The organism is Pseudooctadecabacter jejudonensis (assembly GCF_900172275.1).
Classification (GTDB): Bacteria; Pseudomonadota; Alphaproteobacteria; order Rhodobacterales; family Rhodobacteraceae; genus Octadecabacter; species Octadecabacter jejudonensis.
The window spans coordinates 562,818-576,391 of the sequence record NZ_FWFT01000002.1; the positions used below are offsets into that span (position 1 = coordinate 562,818).

At 53.4% G+C, this 13,574-nt stretch carries 15 protein-coding genes; 8 read left to right on the forward strand and 7 right to left on the reverse strand.

Annotated features, from left to right (window positions below; translation table 11 throughout):
* Positions 1-18: 18 nt before the first annotated feature.
* Entirely contained in the window at positions 19-507 is a 489-nt protein-coding gene (locus PSJ8397_RS07880) for an FxsA family protein (RefSeq protein WP_085864034.1), read from the forward strand.
* A gap of 56 nt (positions 508-563) precedes the next feature.
* Entirely contained in the window at positions 564-1,082 is a 519-nt protein-coding gene (gene secB / locus PSJ8397_RS07885) for a protein-export chaperone SecB (RefSeq protein WP_085864035.1), read from the forward strand.
* On the opposite strand, the gene dnaQ is transcribed toward secB, so the two are convergent.
* The 4 genes from dnaQ to PSJ8397_RS07905 are packed head-to-tail and all read right to left on the reverse strand — an operon-like array spanning position 1,079 to position 3,822.
* A complete protein-coding gene (gene dnaQ, locus PSJ8397_RS07890; RefSeq protein WP_085864036.1) occupies positions 1,079-1,810 on the reverse strand; it encodes a DNA polymerase III subunit epsilon in 732 nt (243 codons plus the stop codon). The two genes, secB and dnaQ, sit on opposite strands and share 4 nt — an antisense overlap.
* Positions 1,803-2,396 carry a dephospho-CoA kinase gene (gene coaE, locus PSJ8397_RS07895; protein ID WP_085864037.1) on the reverse strand — a complete coding sequence of 198 codons (594 nt, stop codon included), beginning with the start codon at positions 2,394-2,396 and terminating at the stop codon, positions 1,803-1,805. Before coaE ends, dnaQ begins: the two co-directional genes overlap by 8 nt.
* Positions 2,393-3,226 (reverse strand): shikimate dehydrogenase, encoded by an 834-nt coding sequence (locus PSJ8397_RS07900; RefSeq protein WP_085864038.1) that lies wholly within the window; start codon positions 3,224-3,226, stop codon positions 2,393-2,395. The genes coaE and PSJ8397_RS07900 overlap by 4 nt, the downstream gene beginning before the upstream one ends.
* Positions 3,223-3,822: a Maf family protein gene (locus PSJ8397_RS07905; RefSeq protein ID WP_085864039.1), complete on the reverse strand. Its 600-nt coding sequence runs from the start codon at positions 3,820-3,822 to the stop codon at positions 3,223-3,225. Before PSJ8397_RS07905 ends, PSJ8397_RS07900 begins: the two co-directional genes overlap by 4 nt.
* Before the next feature lie 516 nt (positions 3,823-4,338).
* On the opposite strand from PSJ8397_RS07905, the gene rho reads away from it, so the two are divergent.
* Genes rho through PSJ8397_RS07935 form a run of 6 tightly spaced genes read left to right on the forward strand, consistent with a single transcriptional unit; the run spans position 4,339 to position 11,108 of the window.
* Positions 4,339-5,613 carry a transcription termination factor Rho gene (gene rho, locus PSJ8397_RS07910; protein WP_085864292.1) on the forward strand — a complete coding sequence of 425 codons (1,275 nt, stop codon included), beginning with the start codon at positions 4,339-4,341 and terminating at the stop codon, positions 5,611-5,613.
* Between the two features lie 30 nt (positions 5,614-5,643).
* On the forward strand, positions 5,644-6,930 hold the full coding sequence (mnmE, locus tag PSJ8397_RS07915; RefSeq protein ID WP_085864040.1) for a tRNA uridine-5-carboxymethylaminomethyl(34) synthesis GTPase MnmE: 1,287 nt from the start codon (positions 5,644-5,646) through the stop codon (positions 6,928-6,930).
* A gap of 3 nt (positions 6,931-6,933) precedes the next feature.
* Entirely contained in the window at positions 6,934-8,811 is a 1,878-nt protein-coding gene (gene mnmG / locus PSJ8397_RS07920) for a tRNA uridine-5-carboxymethylaminomethyl(34) synthesis enzyme MnmG (RefSeq protein WP_085864041.1), read from the forward strand.
* Positions 8,811-9,416 carry a 16S rRNA (guanine(527)-N(7))-methyltransferase RsmG gene (rsmG, locus tag PSJ8397_RS07925; RefSeq protein ID WP_085864042.1) on the forward strand — a complete coding sequence of 202 codons (606 nt, stop codon included), beginning with the start codon at positions 8,811-8,813 and terminating at the stop codon, positions 9,414-9,416. Before mnmG ends, rsmG begins: the two co-directional genes overlap by 1 nt.
* Positions 9,406-10,221, forward strand: a complete 816-nt coding sequence (locus PSJ8397_RS07930) for a ParA family protein (protein WP_085864043.1) — start codon at positions 9,406-9,408, stop codon at positions 10,219-10,221. Before rsmG ends, PSJ8397_RS07930 begins: the two co-directional genes overlap by 11 nt.
* Positions 10,218-11,108, forward strand: coding sequence for a ParB/RepB/Spo0J family partition protein (locus PSJ8397_RS07935; protein ID WP_085864044.1), 891 nt, complete (start codon positions 10,218-10,220; stop codon positions 11,106-11,108). Before PSJ8397_RS07930 ends, PSJ8397_RS07935 begins: the two co-directional genes overlap by 4 nt.
* Here PSJ8397_RS07935 and hemW read toward each other — a convergent pair.
* Genes hemW through rph form a run of 3 tightly spaced genes read right to left on the reverse strand, consistent with a single transcriptional unit; the run spans position 11,105 to position 13,546 of the window.
* Positions 11,105-12,238 carry a radical SAM family heme chaperone HemW gene (gene hemW, locus PSJ8397_RS07940; protein WP_085864045.1) on the reverse strand — a complete coding sequence of 378 codons (1,134 nt, stop codon included), beginning with the start codon at positions 12,236-12,238 and terminating at the stop codon, positions 11,105-11,107. The two genes, PSJ8397_RS07935 and hemW, sit on opposite strands and share 4 nt — an antisense overlap.
* On the reverse strand, positions 12,231-12,839 hold the full coding sequence (gene rdgB / locus PSJ8397_RS07945) for an RdgB/HAM1 family non-canonical purine NTP pyrophosphatase (RefSeq protein ID WP_085864046.1): 609 nt from the start codon (positions 12,837-12,839) through the stop codon (positions 12,231-12,233). Before rdgB ends, hemW begins: the two co-directional genes overlap by 8 nt.
* Positions 12,839-13,546 (reverse strand): ribonuclease PH, encoded by a 708-nt coding sequence (gene rph / locus PSJ8397_RS07950; RefSeq protein ID WP_085864047.1) that lies wholly within the window; start codon positions 13,544-13,546, stop codon positions 12,839-12,841. Before rph ends, rdgB begins: the two co-directional genes overlap by 1 nt.
* Between the last annotated feature and the right edge of the window lie 28 nt (positions 13,547-13,574).

Below are 13,574 nucleotides of genomic sequence, written 5' to 3' on the forward strand. Positions count from 1 at the left end.
TAGCCAGGCGGAGGCCACATGTTACTCCTTTTGCTGTTTATCGGCATTCCCTTGTTGGAAATCACGCTGTTCATTCAGGTCGGCGGTGCCATCGGATTGGGCTGGACCCTTGCGATCGTGGTGCTGACGGCCTTTTTGGGCGCATGGATGGTGCGCAGTCAGGGCGCGCGGGCGATGTTGAACCTGCGGTCCTCCTTTTCCAGCCTGCAAGACCCGACAGAGCCTTTGGCCCACGGGGCGATGATCCTGTTTTCGGGCGCGCTGTTGCTGACACCTGGGTTTTTCACCGATTTCGTCGGCTTTGCGCTGTTGGTGCCTGCCGTCAGATCAGCGGTCTATCGACACCTGCGATCCCGCGTGAACGTGCAAAGTTTCCAAATGGGCCCCGATATGCGCACCCAACACAGACCCACCGGCCCCCGCGACCGCGTCATCGACGGTGAGTTTGAGGAGGTGGATCCTAAAAATCCGCCCCAAAACGGCCCATCCGGCTGGACCAAACATTGAGGCCCAGCGCCTGCCCTGATACACAAGCCCGAATTTATAGATATCCGGAGAGCCACATGGCCGAAGAGACAACACCCCCCGCAAACGGCGCAGCAGATGCCACCGCCACACCCCCCCAGATCAAACAGCGCATTCTGGCCCAGTTCGTCCGCGACCTGTCCTTTGAAAACGTCATGGCGCAAAAAGGCGTCGACGGTGAGGTAAAGCCTGAAATCAAGGTCGAAGTGAACCTTGATGCACGCAAACGCGGGGCGGACAACCAGTATGAAATCATAACCAAACTCAAGGTGACATCCACCAACGCCGGGTCTGACAAGACCTTGTTCCTGCTTGAGTTGGAATATTCCGGTGTCTTCGAAATCCAAGGCGTGCCAGAACAACAGCTGCACCCCTACCTGATGATCGAATGCCCGCGCATGACCTTCCCGTTCATCCGCCGCATCGTCAGTGATGTGACCCGCGACGGTGGCTTCCCGCCGCTGAACCTTGAACAGATTGATTTTGTCTCAATCTATCGTCAGCAGCTGGCCCTTCGTGCACAGCAGCAAGCAGCCGAGAAAAAGGCAGACGCCTAAATCTTGGACCAAAGGGCGTTTTCGCCCAGCTTTTCAATGAACGCGGCGTGGGCCTCTGCCTCCGCCGCGTTTATTTTTGACCCCAGCGGATTGGGCCGCGGCATGGGGCGCCATTCGGACCCGGCCGCTGTTGCCGTGCCGCCCGATGTTTGACCGGCCAGCGCAAAGTCAGGCTGCCGCCCACCGATCAATTCAAGATAGACCTCGGCCAGAATTTCACTGTCCAGCAAAGCGCCGTGCAACGTCCGGTTTGAATTGTCGATCCCGAACCGGCGACACAGCGCATCCAGGGACGCGGGCGAGCCTGGAAATTTCTTGCGCGCAATGGCCAAAGTATCCAACGCCTGATCCATGGGCAGCAAGGCGCGGTTCAGCCAGCCCAGCTCGGCGTTCAGGAATTTCATATCGAACGCCGCATTGTGGATCACCAGTTTGGCATCCCCCACAAAGTCAACAAAAGCTTGGGCAATGTCGGCAAAGACGGGCTTGTCTTTTAACGTGACCTCCCCCTTCTCGGCGGCGCGGGGTCCGGCCTCAAGGATGTCCGGGCCGATCCCGTGAATTTCAAACGCGCCAGCGGGCATGGACCGTTGCGGGTTGATGTACTGATGATAGGTGCGGCCCGTGGGCATATGATTGTGCAGCTCAATCGCGCCGATCTCGACGATGCGGTCACCCTCGCCCGGTTCAAAGCCAGTCGTTTCGGTATCAAGAACGATCTCACGCATTGGATGCACCTGCTTTGATTTGCTCAAGAATATTTGCCACGGACTGACGGGCCGCGTCCAGCGTCAGCGTTTCAATCACCCAATCGGCGCGCTTGCGTTTTTCGGCATCGGGCATTTGGCGGGACAAGATCATATCAAAATCGGCCTCAGACATCTCACCCCGCGCAAGAACGCGGGCGCGTTGCACGTCAGCGGGCACAGTGACCACCACAACCCCGTCACACATCGCATCGGTTCCCGTTTCAAACAAAAGCGGGACATCCAGAAGCGCGATAGGCGCCGTTGTGGCGTTAAGAAAGTCAGCCCGGTCTTGTGCCACCAAGGGGTGAACAACCTCCTGAATATGATCCAGAACAGCCGGATCCTCAGCAATCAGATCGCGCAGCTTGGCACGGTCAACGTGGCTATCTGTGATAACCGAAGGATAAAGGCGCGCCACCTCTACCGCAGCAGCGCCACCTTTGGCGTAAAGGTTTCGAACGGTGGCATCCGCATCCCAAACCGGCACGCCTGCATCTGCAAACATCTGCGCCGTTGTCGATTTCCCCATCCCGATTGAGCCTGTCAGGCCCAGAACGTAGGTCATCCCAACACCGCTGCACGCGCGTCGACGTCAACCTCGGGGCGGGTTCCGAACCACCTTTCAAACCCGGGAACAGCTTGATGCAAAAGCATGCCAAGCCCGTCCACGGTGACGCATCCTGCGGCCTCGGCCTCTTGTAGGAATCTGGTTTTCAATGGGGAATAAACCAAATCAGTGACAACCGTTCCCCGACGCAACCCATCCAGCGGCACCCGCAATTCGGGCTGTCCCGTCATCCCAAGGGAGGTGGTGTTGACCACCGTGGCGGAGTCCTCAAGAATATTTCCGGCCTGCACCCAATCCACCACCGTCACTTTGGTGCCGAAAGCAGATTGCAATGCCTCAGCTTTGGGACGCGTTCGGTTGCTGAGGAAAATTTCCTGCACGCCGACATCGATCAAGGACGCGATCACAGCACGCGCCGCACCACCTGCACCAAGAACAGCTGCTGGCCCAATCGAAGGCGCCCACCCTGGCGCACCTTGTTTCAGGTTGGCGATAAACCCATAACCGTCCGTGTTGTCTGCATGAATTTTGCCATCCCGCCTGAAAATCAACGTATTGGCAGCGCCAATCAATGTAGCCCGATCTGTCGCCAAATCCGCAATCTGCAGCACATCCACCTTATGGGGCAACGTCACATTACATCCGACAAACCCCATCTTGGGCAGGGACCGAATGACGCTTTCCAAATCACCCTCAGCGACATGCATGGGGACGTAAAAGCCGGGCCGGTTGTAGGTTTTCAACCAATGTCGGAACAGGTGCGGAGATTTGGAATGTGCGATGGGGTTTCCAATCACACCTGCCAATGGAATTTTGTGTTCAGTCATGTCGGCAGCGTCCCGCGCAAAGTAAGGTAAGACAAAAGCTCCAACAACGGCAGCCCTTGGATGGTAAAGGTATCGCCCTGCACCATGCGAAACAACCGGATGCCTTCTTCTTCGATTTTATACCCACCCACGGACCAACGGATGCTGTCCCAGTTTCGTTCAACATAATCCTCAAGATAGGCGTCGGAGAAATCGCTCATGGTCAGACGGGCGACGCCCACATGACGCCAGACCGGTTTCATGTCTTCGTAAATCACGGCCGCTGACAAAAGTTGATGCGTTTCACCCCGAAGCAAGCGCAACTGAGACATGGCATCTGCAACGTCTTCCGGTTTGGACAAAACCTGACCTTTGAACGACAACACCTGATCACAGCCAAGCACCAAACCCCCGCCCCCTTTTTCCGCGACCTTGCGCGCCTTCATCTCGGCCAAGGTATCGGCAATATCACGCGGTGGGGCATCCTCTGCCTGAAGTGCATCTTTAACCGAATCTTCATCAATTCGGGGTGGAGTGATTCCAACGCGTACACCGGCAGATCTGAGAAGTCTGGCCCGGCTTTCTGACGCAGAGGCCAGAATAAGGTCAAAAGACATGTGGATATCCTCGTGGGTTATCTGTTGGACATGTGATGGGATGGTTTGGGCGCAAAAACAAGAACCCTCCTCATCCTCGAATTCTATCCCGTCTGTCCCACACGCAGTCCCGTGTTATCCCCTTGGGACAAGGAAGAATCGGTGTTGTGGATAAATCTGGCGCGGACTCATAACATCCATCATTGCAATCTTCGTTTCATAGAAAAATGCGTGAATCTACAGTGAGAAACAGTGTTTCTTGAAGTGGGCGTATATAGTCTTTTGCGCAAATCAGCGTGGATAAGTCTTTGGGTATCAGAGCTGTCCACACTTATCCTCAGCACAACAACATCATCTTCCTTTTTAAAGATTCTTTTTAAGAAGAAGAAAAATTGAGGTCCGATCCAGCTGACCTCATGGAATTGACAGAGATGGTGGGACGTCCTAACAGTCTGTCATCCTTCGTCCGAAGGTGGTTTTCCAGAACTAAGAATGAAAAGGCTGCTTTCGTGGCCGGAGATGCTGATGTCGACTGAGATGACGTCCAACGACCGTTTGAACCTTGCTGATCTAAAGGCACAAAGCCCGAAAGATCTGTTGTCTCTCGCTGAAGAGCTGGAGATTGAGAACGCGTCGACCATGCGCAAGGGCGACATGATGTTCGCCATTCTCAAAGAACGGGCAGAAGAAGACTGGGTTATTGGTGGTGACGGCGTTCTTGAAGTGTTGCAGGACGGCTTTGGCTTTTTGCGGTCCCCTGAGGCAAATTATCTGCCCGGTCCGGATGACATTTATGTTTCTCCTGAAATGATCCGTCTTCATGCGCTTCGGACAGGTGACACGGTTGAAGGTGTCATGAAGGAGCCGTCGGACACGGAACGGTATTTCGCGCTGACAACTGTTGAGAAAATCAACTTCGAAGACCCAGAAAAGGCGCGTCACAAAGTGGCGTTCGACAACCTGACGCCTCTGTATCCCGATGAGCGTCTGAAGATGGAAACGGACGACCCAACCACCAAGGACAGGTCAGCGCGGATTATTGATCTGGTTGCCCCGATCGGGAAAGGCCAGCGATCTTTGATCGTGGCCCCGCCGAGGACTGGTAAAACGGTTCTCTTGCAGAACATCGCGCATTCAATCGCGGCAAATCACCCCGAGTGTTATCTGATCGTCTTGTTGATTGACGAACGCCCCGAAGAAGTCACGGACATGCAGCGATCTGTGAAGGGCGAAGTGGTGTCGTCCACGTTTGATGAGCCGCCGTCCCGTCACGTTGCCGTATCTGATATGGTCATTGAAAAGGCCAAACGGCTGGTCGAACACAAACGTGACGTGGTGATCCTTTTGGATTCGATCACGCGTTTGGGCCGCGCATTCAACACGACCGTTCCGTCGTCGGGTAAGGTGCTGACCGGTGGTGTGGACGCCAATGCCCTGCAACGTCCAAAACGGTTTTTTGGTGCAGCTCGGAATATTGAAGAAGGTGGATCCCTCACGATTATCGCAACAGCGTTGATTGATACGGGCAGCCGCATGGATGAGGTGATCTTTGAAGAGTTCAAAGGCACCGGTAACTCGGAAATTGTTTTGGATCGCAAAGTGGCGGACAAACGCGTGTTCCCAGCGATGGATATCTTGAAATCCGGGACCCGCAAAGAAGACCTCTTGGTGGACAAGGTGGATCTGCAGAAAACTTATGTCCTACGTCGTATTTTGAACCCAATGGGCACGACGGATGCAATCGAGTTCCTGATCTCAAAATTGAAACAAACGAAAACCAATTCTGATTTCTTCGACTCGATGAACACGTAACTTATTGTTTAAATACAATGGGTTGATGGTATGGATACTATTTTCGCTTTGGCGACGGCGACGGGAAAGGCGGGTGTTTCGGTCATCCGTGTTTCTGGTCCAGACGCACTGATGGTTGCGGCTAAAATGGGTGCGCATTTATCGGATCACGATCGCAAGTTAACGCGCTTGGTTGCGCAAGATGGTACCCTCATTGATGAAGCTTTTTCCTTAAGTTTCGCGCCGGGTCGGAGTTTTACCGGCGAACAAGTTGTTGAGTTTCAGACTCATGGATCGCCAGCAATCGTGTCTGCGGTTTTGGGAGAACTTCAGGCGTACGGATTAAGGATGGCGGAGCCAGGGGAATTTACCCGCCGAGCGATGGAAAGTGGTACCCTTGACCTTGCCCAGGTTGAAGGCCTCGCAGATCTCATTGATGCCGAAACAGAAGGCCAGAGACGTCAGGCATTGAGGGTGTTTCAGGGTGATCTTGGGGGTCTGGTTGACGGTTGGCGAACCAAATTGATCCGCGCAGCGGCTTTGCTTGAGGCGACAATTGATTTTGTGGACGAGGACGTACCGGTCGACGTCTACCCAGAGGTCAGCCAGCTTTTGAACTCCGTCTTAGTGGAAATCCAAAAAGAAGCTGATGGTGTATCCATACGAGAGCGAATTCGCGATGGATTTGAAGTTGCGTTGGTGGGGCCACCAAATGCAGGGAAATCCACACTGCTGAACAAATTAGCGGGTCGTGATGCCGCTATGACGTCAGACATTGCAGGGACAACCCGTGATGTCATTGAGGTAAAATTGGACCTCAATGGGTTGCCGGTCACTATTCTGGATACAGCGGGCCTTCGCACTGGTGCAGATACTTTGGAAGAAATGGGGATTGAACGCGGCCAAAAACGTGCTTCTCTGGCGGACATACGTGTCCATCTGTCCCCCAGTGGAGAGTTTGATGCAGTCCAACAGACTGAAGGCTTGGATCTTTTTGTCCAGTCAAAATCTGATCATGGGACTAAAGGTGGCGCCCTTTCTGTATCGTCGGTCACTGGTGAAGGGATAGATGAGCTTTTAGATAAGATCATATCCCACTTGGCTGGCCAGATGGCGCATGCGGGGGTAGCGACCCGTCAGAGGCATAAAGTGGCGCTTCAGGCGTCCCATGCAATGTTGCGTCGTACCGTTGCATCACTTGAGGATGATAACCTGCCTGTAGATTTGATTTCGGAGGATTTGCGTCAGGCCATTCGACGTCTTGATTCTTTGATTGGTCGCATTGATGTCGAGAATCTGTTAGACGAAATTTTCTCAAGTTTTTGCATCGGTAAATGAGGATTGTTTCACGTGAAACATGAGATGGACGTTGTTGTTGTGGGTGGTGGGCATGCAGGTTGCGAAGCAGCATGTGCTGCCGCGCGTATGGGGGCTACGGTTGCCTTAGTGACGCTAAAGAAAAACGATATCGGCGTTATGTCTTGCAACCCGGCAATCGGAGGGTTGGGAAAAGGACACCTCGTCCGCGAAATTGACGCGCTAGATGGTGTTATGGGTGTTGCGGCTGATCATGCCGGCATCCAATTTCGGTTACTCAACAGAAAGAAGGGCCCGGCGGTACAGGGACCTCGGACACAAGCCGATCGAAAATTGTACCGTAAGGCAATTCAAGACTTGGTTTGCTCTAACGAAAATCTAACAATTCTGGAAGGCGAAGTTGTCGACCTAATGATCGATAGAGGCGCCTGCAGAGGGGTTGTTTTGAAGGATGGATCGCAGATCAAAGCGTCTTCTGTGATCCTGACGTCAGGAACGTTTCTGCGGGGGGTCATTCACATCGGTGATAAGTCATCGCCTGGTGGTCGAATGGGCAATGATCCGTCGATTGCATTGGCCCAGAGATTGGACAATTTGGATGTTCAATTGGGTCGGTTGAAAACAGGTACGCCGCCTCGTCTTGATGGCCGGACGATCAATTGGTCAATTTTGGCATCGCAAGACGCGGACGACGATCCTGAGGTGTTTTCATTTTTGCACTCTGGCCCGATTGTGCGTCAAATCTCTTGCGGGATTACGCACACAAACCCGAAAACTCACAGAATTATTGCCGAAAATTTGGAGAAGTCTGCCATGTATGGCGGTCATATCGATGGGGTCGGTCCAAGGTACTGTCCGTCAATCGAAGACAAGATCGTCCGGTTTGGCGACAAAGACTCACATCAAGTCTTCCTGGAACCTGAGGGACTTGACGATCATACTGTTTATCCAAACGGGATATCGACGTCTTTGCCGATCGATGTTCAGCATGATTATGTTCACTCCATGGTTGGCTTGGAACACGCTAAAATCCTCCAGCCAGGTTATGCAATCGAATATGATTTTGTGGATCCTAGAAATCTAAGCATGTCCTTGGAGGTTAAAGCTTTGGCTGGGCTATATCTGGCGGGGCAGATCAACGGTACAACAGGATATGAAGAGGCTGCTGCCCAGGGCTTGGTTGCGGGTCTGAATGCAGCTGCTGCGTCTCAAGGAAAAGATCCGATCATTTTTGATCGTTCGACGTCCTACATCGGTGTGATGATTGATGATTTGACCGTCAGGGGTGTAACGGAGCCCTATCGGATGTTCACGTCGCGCGCAGAATTCCGACTTTCGCTGCGCGCAGATAATGCAGACCAAAGACTAACAGAGGCGGGTTGGCATTGGGGATGTGTGAGTGAAGATCGTTGGACGCTGTTTAAGCAGAAAGCTGACGCTTTGACGGCAGGTCGGTCATTGCTTATGTCGCATTCGGCATCATCTCGACAGTTGCATGAAATTGGGGTCAAGGTGGGTAAAGATGGTCCACAACGGACGCTCTATGATGCTCTTTCGATTGCTGGAACGACGATCAGTCAACTTGCTGAACTAAATGATGAGGTAGGTCGCATCGAGTCGCCAATTGGCGTGCAACTCGAAAGGGACGCACTCTACGCAAATTACATCGCGCGGCAGGCAAATGATGTGGACGCCCTGAAAAAGGATGCTGAGAAGCAAATTCCGAGAGACTTTGACTACAACCGTATCACGGGTCTCTCCAATGAGCTTAAGTCAAAATTAACGGTGGCGAAACCTGACAATATCGCACAGGCCGGCCGAGTGGATGGCGTAACCCCTGCGGCCTTGATGCTTATTCTGGCTGATCTGCGTCGGGGCGCGACGCCCAAGAAAGCCTCGTGATGTCAGCGCACAATTTGGATGTTTCACGTGAAACAAAAGAGAAGTTAGAAGAATACGTCCGACTGCTGGCCAAATGGAACAAGTCGATTAATCTAGTCGCCCCCGTTTCACTAAATGACGTATGGTCCCGTCATATTGAGGACAGCGCCCAAATCATGAGCTTCGCTGATTCAAATTGGGAGACCTGGATCGACATTGGAAGCGGAGGAGGTCTCCCTGGTCTGGTTATCGCGATTTTGGATGAGCAACATCGTCCAATTACGCTTGTCGAAAGTGATACCCGAAAATGTTCCTTTCTCCGAACAGTCAAGAGAGAGCTTAACCTGAACGTTGATGTTCAAAACCTCAGAATTGAACACTTTCGTGGCAGCGCGGCAGACATTTTGTCAGCACGCGCATTGGCCCCCCTAGATCAACTGCTTCAATTTGTGCCTCATCTGCTGAAGGCTGATGGAAAAGCGTTATTTTTAAAGGGAGAGACGCACCGCGATGAGATTGAGGTGGCCCAAGAAAATTGGCGCTTTGAACTTACAGTTCATCCAAGTAAGACTCATCCAGCAGCCGGAATTCTTGAAATTGCAGGATTGAAGCCCCGTGAATCTTAGTCGTACGACCAACCCAAAAATCTATGCAATTGCGAACCAGAAAGGCGGCGTGGGAAAGACCACCACAACCATTAATTTGGGGGCCGCTTTGGCAAAACAAGGCCAGCGTGTTCTCCTGATTGATCTCGATCCCCAAGGCAACGCGTCAACCGGCTTGGGCATAGATCCCAACGACCGTTCATTGACGACCTATGACCTCCTTTCAGGAGACGCCACGCCGAGTGAGATCGCACAAAAGACAACGATTGAAGGTTTGACAATCATTCCTGCGACAACCGACTTAAGCTCTGCTGACATGAACCTTATGGCGAATGAAAAACGAAGTTATATGCTGCATGACGCTATTCATCAGCCTGATATCGATCGCCTCGACCTCGACTATATCTTGATCGATTGCCCACCTTCCCTCAATATTTTGACGGTCAACGCGATGATTGCCGCAGATGCAGTCATTGTGCCGTTGCAAAGTGAGTTTTTTGCACTCGAAGGGTTGTCTCAGCTGATGCTCACCGTACGCGAGGTTCGCCAAACTGCGAATGCAAAATTACGGATCGAAGGCGTCGTTCTGACAATGTACGACAAGCGGAACAACCTGTCTCAGCAGGTTGAAGAGGACGCGCGCCAGAACCTTGGGGACATGGTGTTTCAAACCGTCATTCCAAGAAACGTCAGGTTGAGCGAGGCTCCCTCTTTTGCATTATCCGCGATCGACTATGATCCGACATCCAAAGGGTCGCTCGCCTATGTCAGTCTCGCCAAAGAAATCATGGAACGAACGCCCACTCAAAATCGGAGGTCAGGATGAGCAGCTCTAAACGCAACAACCGCGGGTTGGGCCGCGGTCTCTCTGCCCTCATGTCAGACGTTGCACCGAACGATCCGGATCCATCATCCGCCCCAACGTCTGCAGAACGTTTTATTGCCATAGATCAGATCTACCCAAACCCTGATCAACCGCGCCGAACCTTTGATGATCAAGCAATGGAGGATCTAACCGCCTCGATCGCTGAAAAGGGCGTGATTCAACCGCTGATCGTCCGTCGCAAAGATGGCCCAAAGGGCGCATATGAAATCGTCGCAGGCGAACGACGCTGGCGTGCATCGCAAAAGGCACAGCTCCACGAAGTCCCCGTCATCGTCAGAGAGTTCGACGATGTCGAAGTTCTCGAAGTCGCCATTATCGAGAACATCCAACGGTCAGATCTGAATGCCATCGATGAGGCTGCGGGGTATAAGCAGCTGATGGAAAAATTTGGTCGAACCCAGGAAGAAATGGGAAAGGCCCTTGGCAAAAGCCGAAGCCATATCGCAAACTCCGTCAGGCTCCTGACCTTGCCGGATTCAGTTCAAACCCTCTTGGCCGATGGTCGGTTATCCTCCGGGCATGCGCGGACGTTGGTGGGACACCCTGATGCAGACACTCTTGCGGCGGAAATCGTCAAAAAAGGCTTGTCGGTTCGGGATGCCGAAAAGCTCGCGAAGGCCGGAAAATCATCAAAGCAGAAAGCCAGCCAGCCCGCACCAAAGGCGAAAGATGCGGATACAGTTCAAGTCGAAAATGAACTTGCCGCACAGTTGGGCATGAAAGTCAGTGTCAATCACGCAGCGGGACGCGAAAATGGGCAACTGGTGCTTCATTACCGTGACTTGGAACAGCTTGATGATCTTCTGCGGCTCCTGTCTGGGGGCTAGCGCGCCAGAAGACGGTCCAGAATAGAATTAAGGACAGGGCGCCCCGCCGCTGAGACGCGAAGCGTTTCATTCTCCAGATGAATGAGGCCAAGATCATCTAAATATCTGATTTCATTCAATTTACTGTTGATCCAAGACGGCGGAAGCGTAATTCCATCAACCAGCCGCAAACCCATCATCACCTGTTCTTCAAGACAATCTGTCGAAGTCAGTGGCGTGTTCTCGACATCTCCATGACCTTGCGTTTTCACACGTTCCAACCAAGCAGCCGGTGCTTTTGCACCCACTGTCGCAAAACGCGTTCCATCCAAAGTCAAACGCCCATGCGCCCCGGGTCCAATTCCGGCCCAGTCGCCTGACGACCAATAGATCAGGTTATGGCGGCTTTCTTGGCCAGATTTGGCATGGTTAGACACTTCATAGGCCGGCAAACCGGCCTCAGAACACAATGATTGGGTCACATCCCACATGTCCGCAGCCAAATCTTCATCCGGCAAACCGCGCAGGGTGCCGCGCTTAAACCGATCTCCGAACGCGGTCCCGTCTTCAATGGTCAACTGATACAAGGACAGATGATCAGGATCGTACGACAGCGCTTGCCGCAACTCTGCGTCCCAGGCCTCAATGCTCTGATCCTGACGGGCATAGATCAGATCGAAACTCACCCGATCAAAGGTTGATCGCGCTACATCCACGGCACGCAAAGCGTCCTCAGCAGAATGCAATCGCCCGAGTTTCTTTAGATCAGGATCGTTCAACGCCTGAACACCGACAGAAACACGATTAACACCCGCTGCATGATATCCGGCAAACCGGTCTGCCTCGATGGACGTGGGGTTTGCCTCAAGCGTGACTTCAAGATCATTCGCCAAACGCCACCGCGCGCGAATCTTCTCCATGATCCGCTCTACCGTTGACACCGCCATAAGACTTGGCGTGCCGCCCCCAAAGAAAACCGAATTCAATAATCGGTCATCCGTCAGCTCAGCGATGCGGTCCAACTCCGCCTCGAACGCTTCCGCCCAGACGTCATCATCGACAGACCCCACAACGTGGGAATTGAAATCGCAGTAGGGACATTTAGCCTGACAAAAGGGCCAATGAAGATAGATGCCAAAGCCTTCAGGCAAAACAACCCTCAATCAGCTTCTTGAACGCATCCGCCCGATGGCTGATCTTGTTTTTCTCCCAACGGTCCATTTCCCCAAAGGTGACATCATAGCCGTCTGGTTGGAAAATCGGGTCATATCCGTGGCCTTGGTCGCCTCGCATGGGCCAAACCACTTGGCCGGGCATCACACCCTCGAACACCTCGTCATGCCCATCGGGCCAGGCCAAAACCAAACAACACCGAAATTGCGCGCCGCGGGGATAGGGCGCATCGACGGCCTCCAACTCGGACCACGTGCGCGTCATCGCCATATCGAAATCACGACCATCTGGCGTTTCCGCCCAATCCGCCGTGTAGACACCTGGCGCACCGCCCAAACCGTCCACGGTGATTCCGCTGTCATCTGACAACGCAGGAAGCCCCGTCGCCTTCACAGCAGCATGCGCCTTGATCCGTGCGTTTCCGGTAAACGTCGTTTCCGTTTCCTCTGGCTCAGGCAGGCCGTGATCTGCGTTCGAAGAGACCTTCACCCCGAAAGGAGACAGCAAATCCGCAATTTCCTCCAACTTGCCACGATTGTGCGTGGCAATCAGCAGATGATCCCCGTCAAACTTTCGCATCAGGATACGGCCGCCAGCTGCGCGGCAGACAAGTCCGCGATGCCTTTGTCTGCCAAATCCATCATCGCATTCATCTGGTCGCGGGTGAACGTCGATCCCTCTGCCGACATCTGGATCTCAATCAACTTCGATCCTGTCATCACAAAATTGCCGTCAACACCCGCCTCTGAATCCTCCGGATAATCCAAATCCAAAACTGATTGGCCCGCATAGACACCACACGACACGGCGGCGACCGGATCCACCAACGGGTCGCTGATCACATCGCCCGCTTTCATCAGCTTTTGCACAGCCAGCTTCAACGCAACCCAACCGCCGGTGATCGACGCGCACCGCGTGCCACCATCGGCCTGGATCACATCGCAATCCACGACGATCTGGCGCTCGCCTAATGCCACACGGTCCACTCCGGCCCGCAAGGACCGCCCGATCAGGCGCTGAATTTCCTGCGTCCGCCCGCTTTGCCCGTTCTTGGCCTCCCGCCGCATCCGCGTGTTCGTCGCACGGGGCAACATGCCGTATTCCGCTGTCACCCACCCAAGGCCGGAATTCTTCAGAAACGGCGGCACCCGTTCATCAATCGTTGCTGTGCACAACACATGGGTGTCGCCACATTTGATCAGACATGATCCCTCCGCATGGCGGGTCACCCCGACTTCGATTGAAATTGGCCGCATTTCATCTATCTGACGTCCAGAGGGGCGCATGGTGTATCCTTTCATGGTTTCCCACCGG

Coding starts and splice junctions, on each gene's coding strand:
- dnaQ (WP_085864036.1), bottom strand. CDS start 1,810: ATGCGTGAGATCGTTCTTGATACCGAAACGACTGGCTTTGAACCGGGC.
- PSJ8397_RS07905 (WP_085864039.1), bottom strand. CDS start 3,822: ATGTCTTTTGACCTTATTCTGGCCTCTGCGTCAGAAAGCCGGGCCAGA.
- coaE (WP_085864037.1), bottom strand. CDS start 2,396: ATGACCTACGTTCTGGGCCTGACAGGCTCAATCGGGATGGGGAAATCG.
- secB (WP_085864035.1), top strand. CDS start 564: ATGGCCGAAGAGACAACACCCCCCGCAAACGGCGCAGCAGATGCCACC.
- rdgB (WP_085864046.1), bottom strand. CDS start 12,839: ATGCGAAAGTTTGACGGGGATCATCTGCTGATTGCCACGCACAATCGT.
- rph (WP_085864047.1), bottom strand. CDS start 13,546: ATGCGCCCCTCTGGACGTCAGATAGATGAAATGCGGCCAATTTCAATC.
- PSJ8397_RS07935 (WP_085864044.1), top strand. CDS start 10,218: ATGAGCAGCTCTAAACGCAACAACCGCGGGTTGGGCCGCGGTCTCTCT.
- PSJ8397_RS07880 (WP_085864034.1), top strand. CDS start 19: ATGTTACTCCTTTTGCTGTTTATCGGCATTCCCTTGTTGGAAATCACG.
- PSJ8397_RS07900 (WP_085864038.1), bottom strand. CDS start 3,226: ATGACTGAACACAAAATTCCATTGGCAGGTGTGATTGGAAACCCCATC.
- mnmE (WP_085864040.1), top strand. CDS start 5,644: ATGGATACTATTTTCGCTTTGGCGACGGCGACGGGAAAGGCGGGTGTT.
- rsmG (WP_085864042.1), top strand. CDS start 8,811: ATGTCAGCGCACAATTTGGATGTTTCACGTGAAACAAAAGAGAAGTTA.
- rho (WP_085864292.1), top strand. CDS start 4,339: ATGACGTCCAACGACCGTTTGAACCTTGCTGATCTAAAGGCACAAAGC.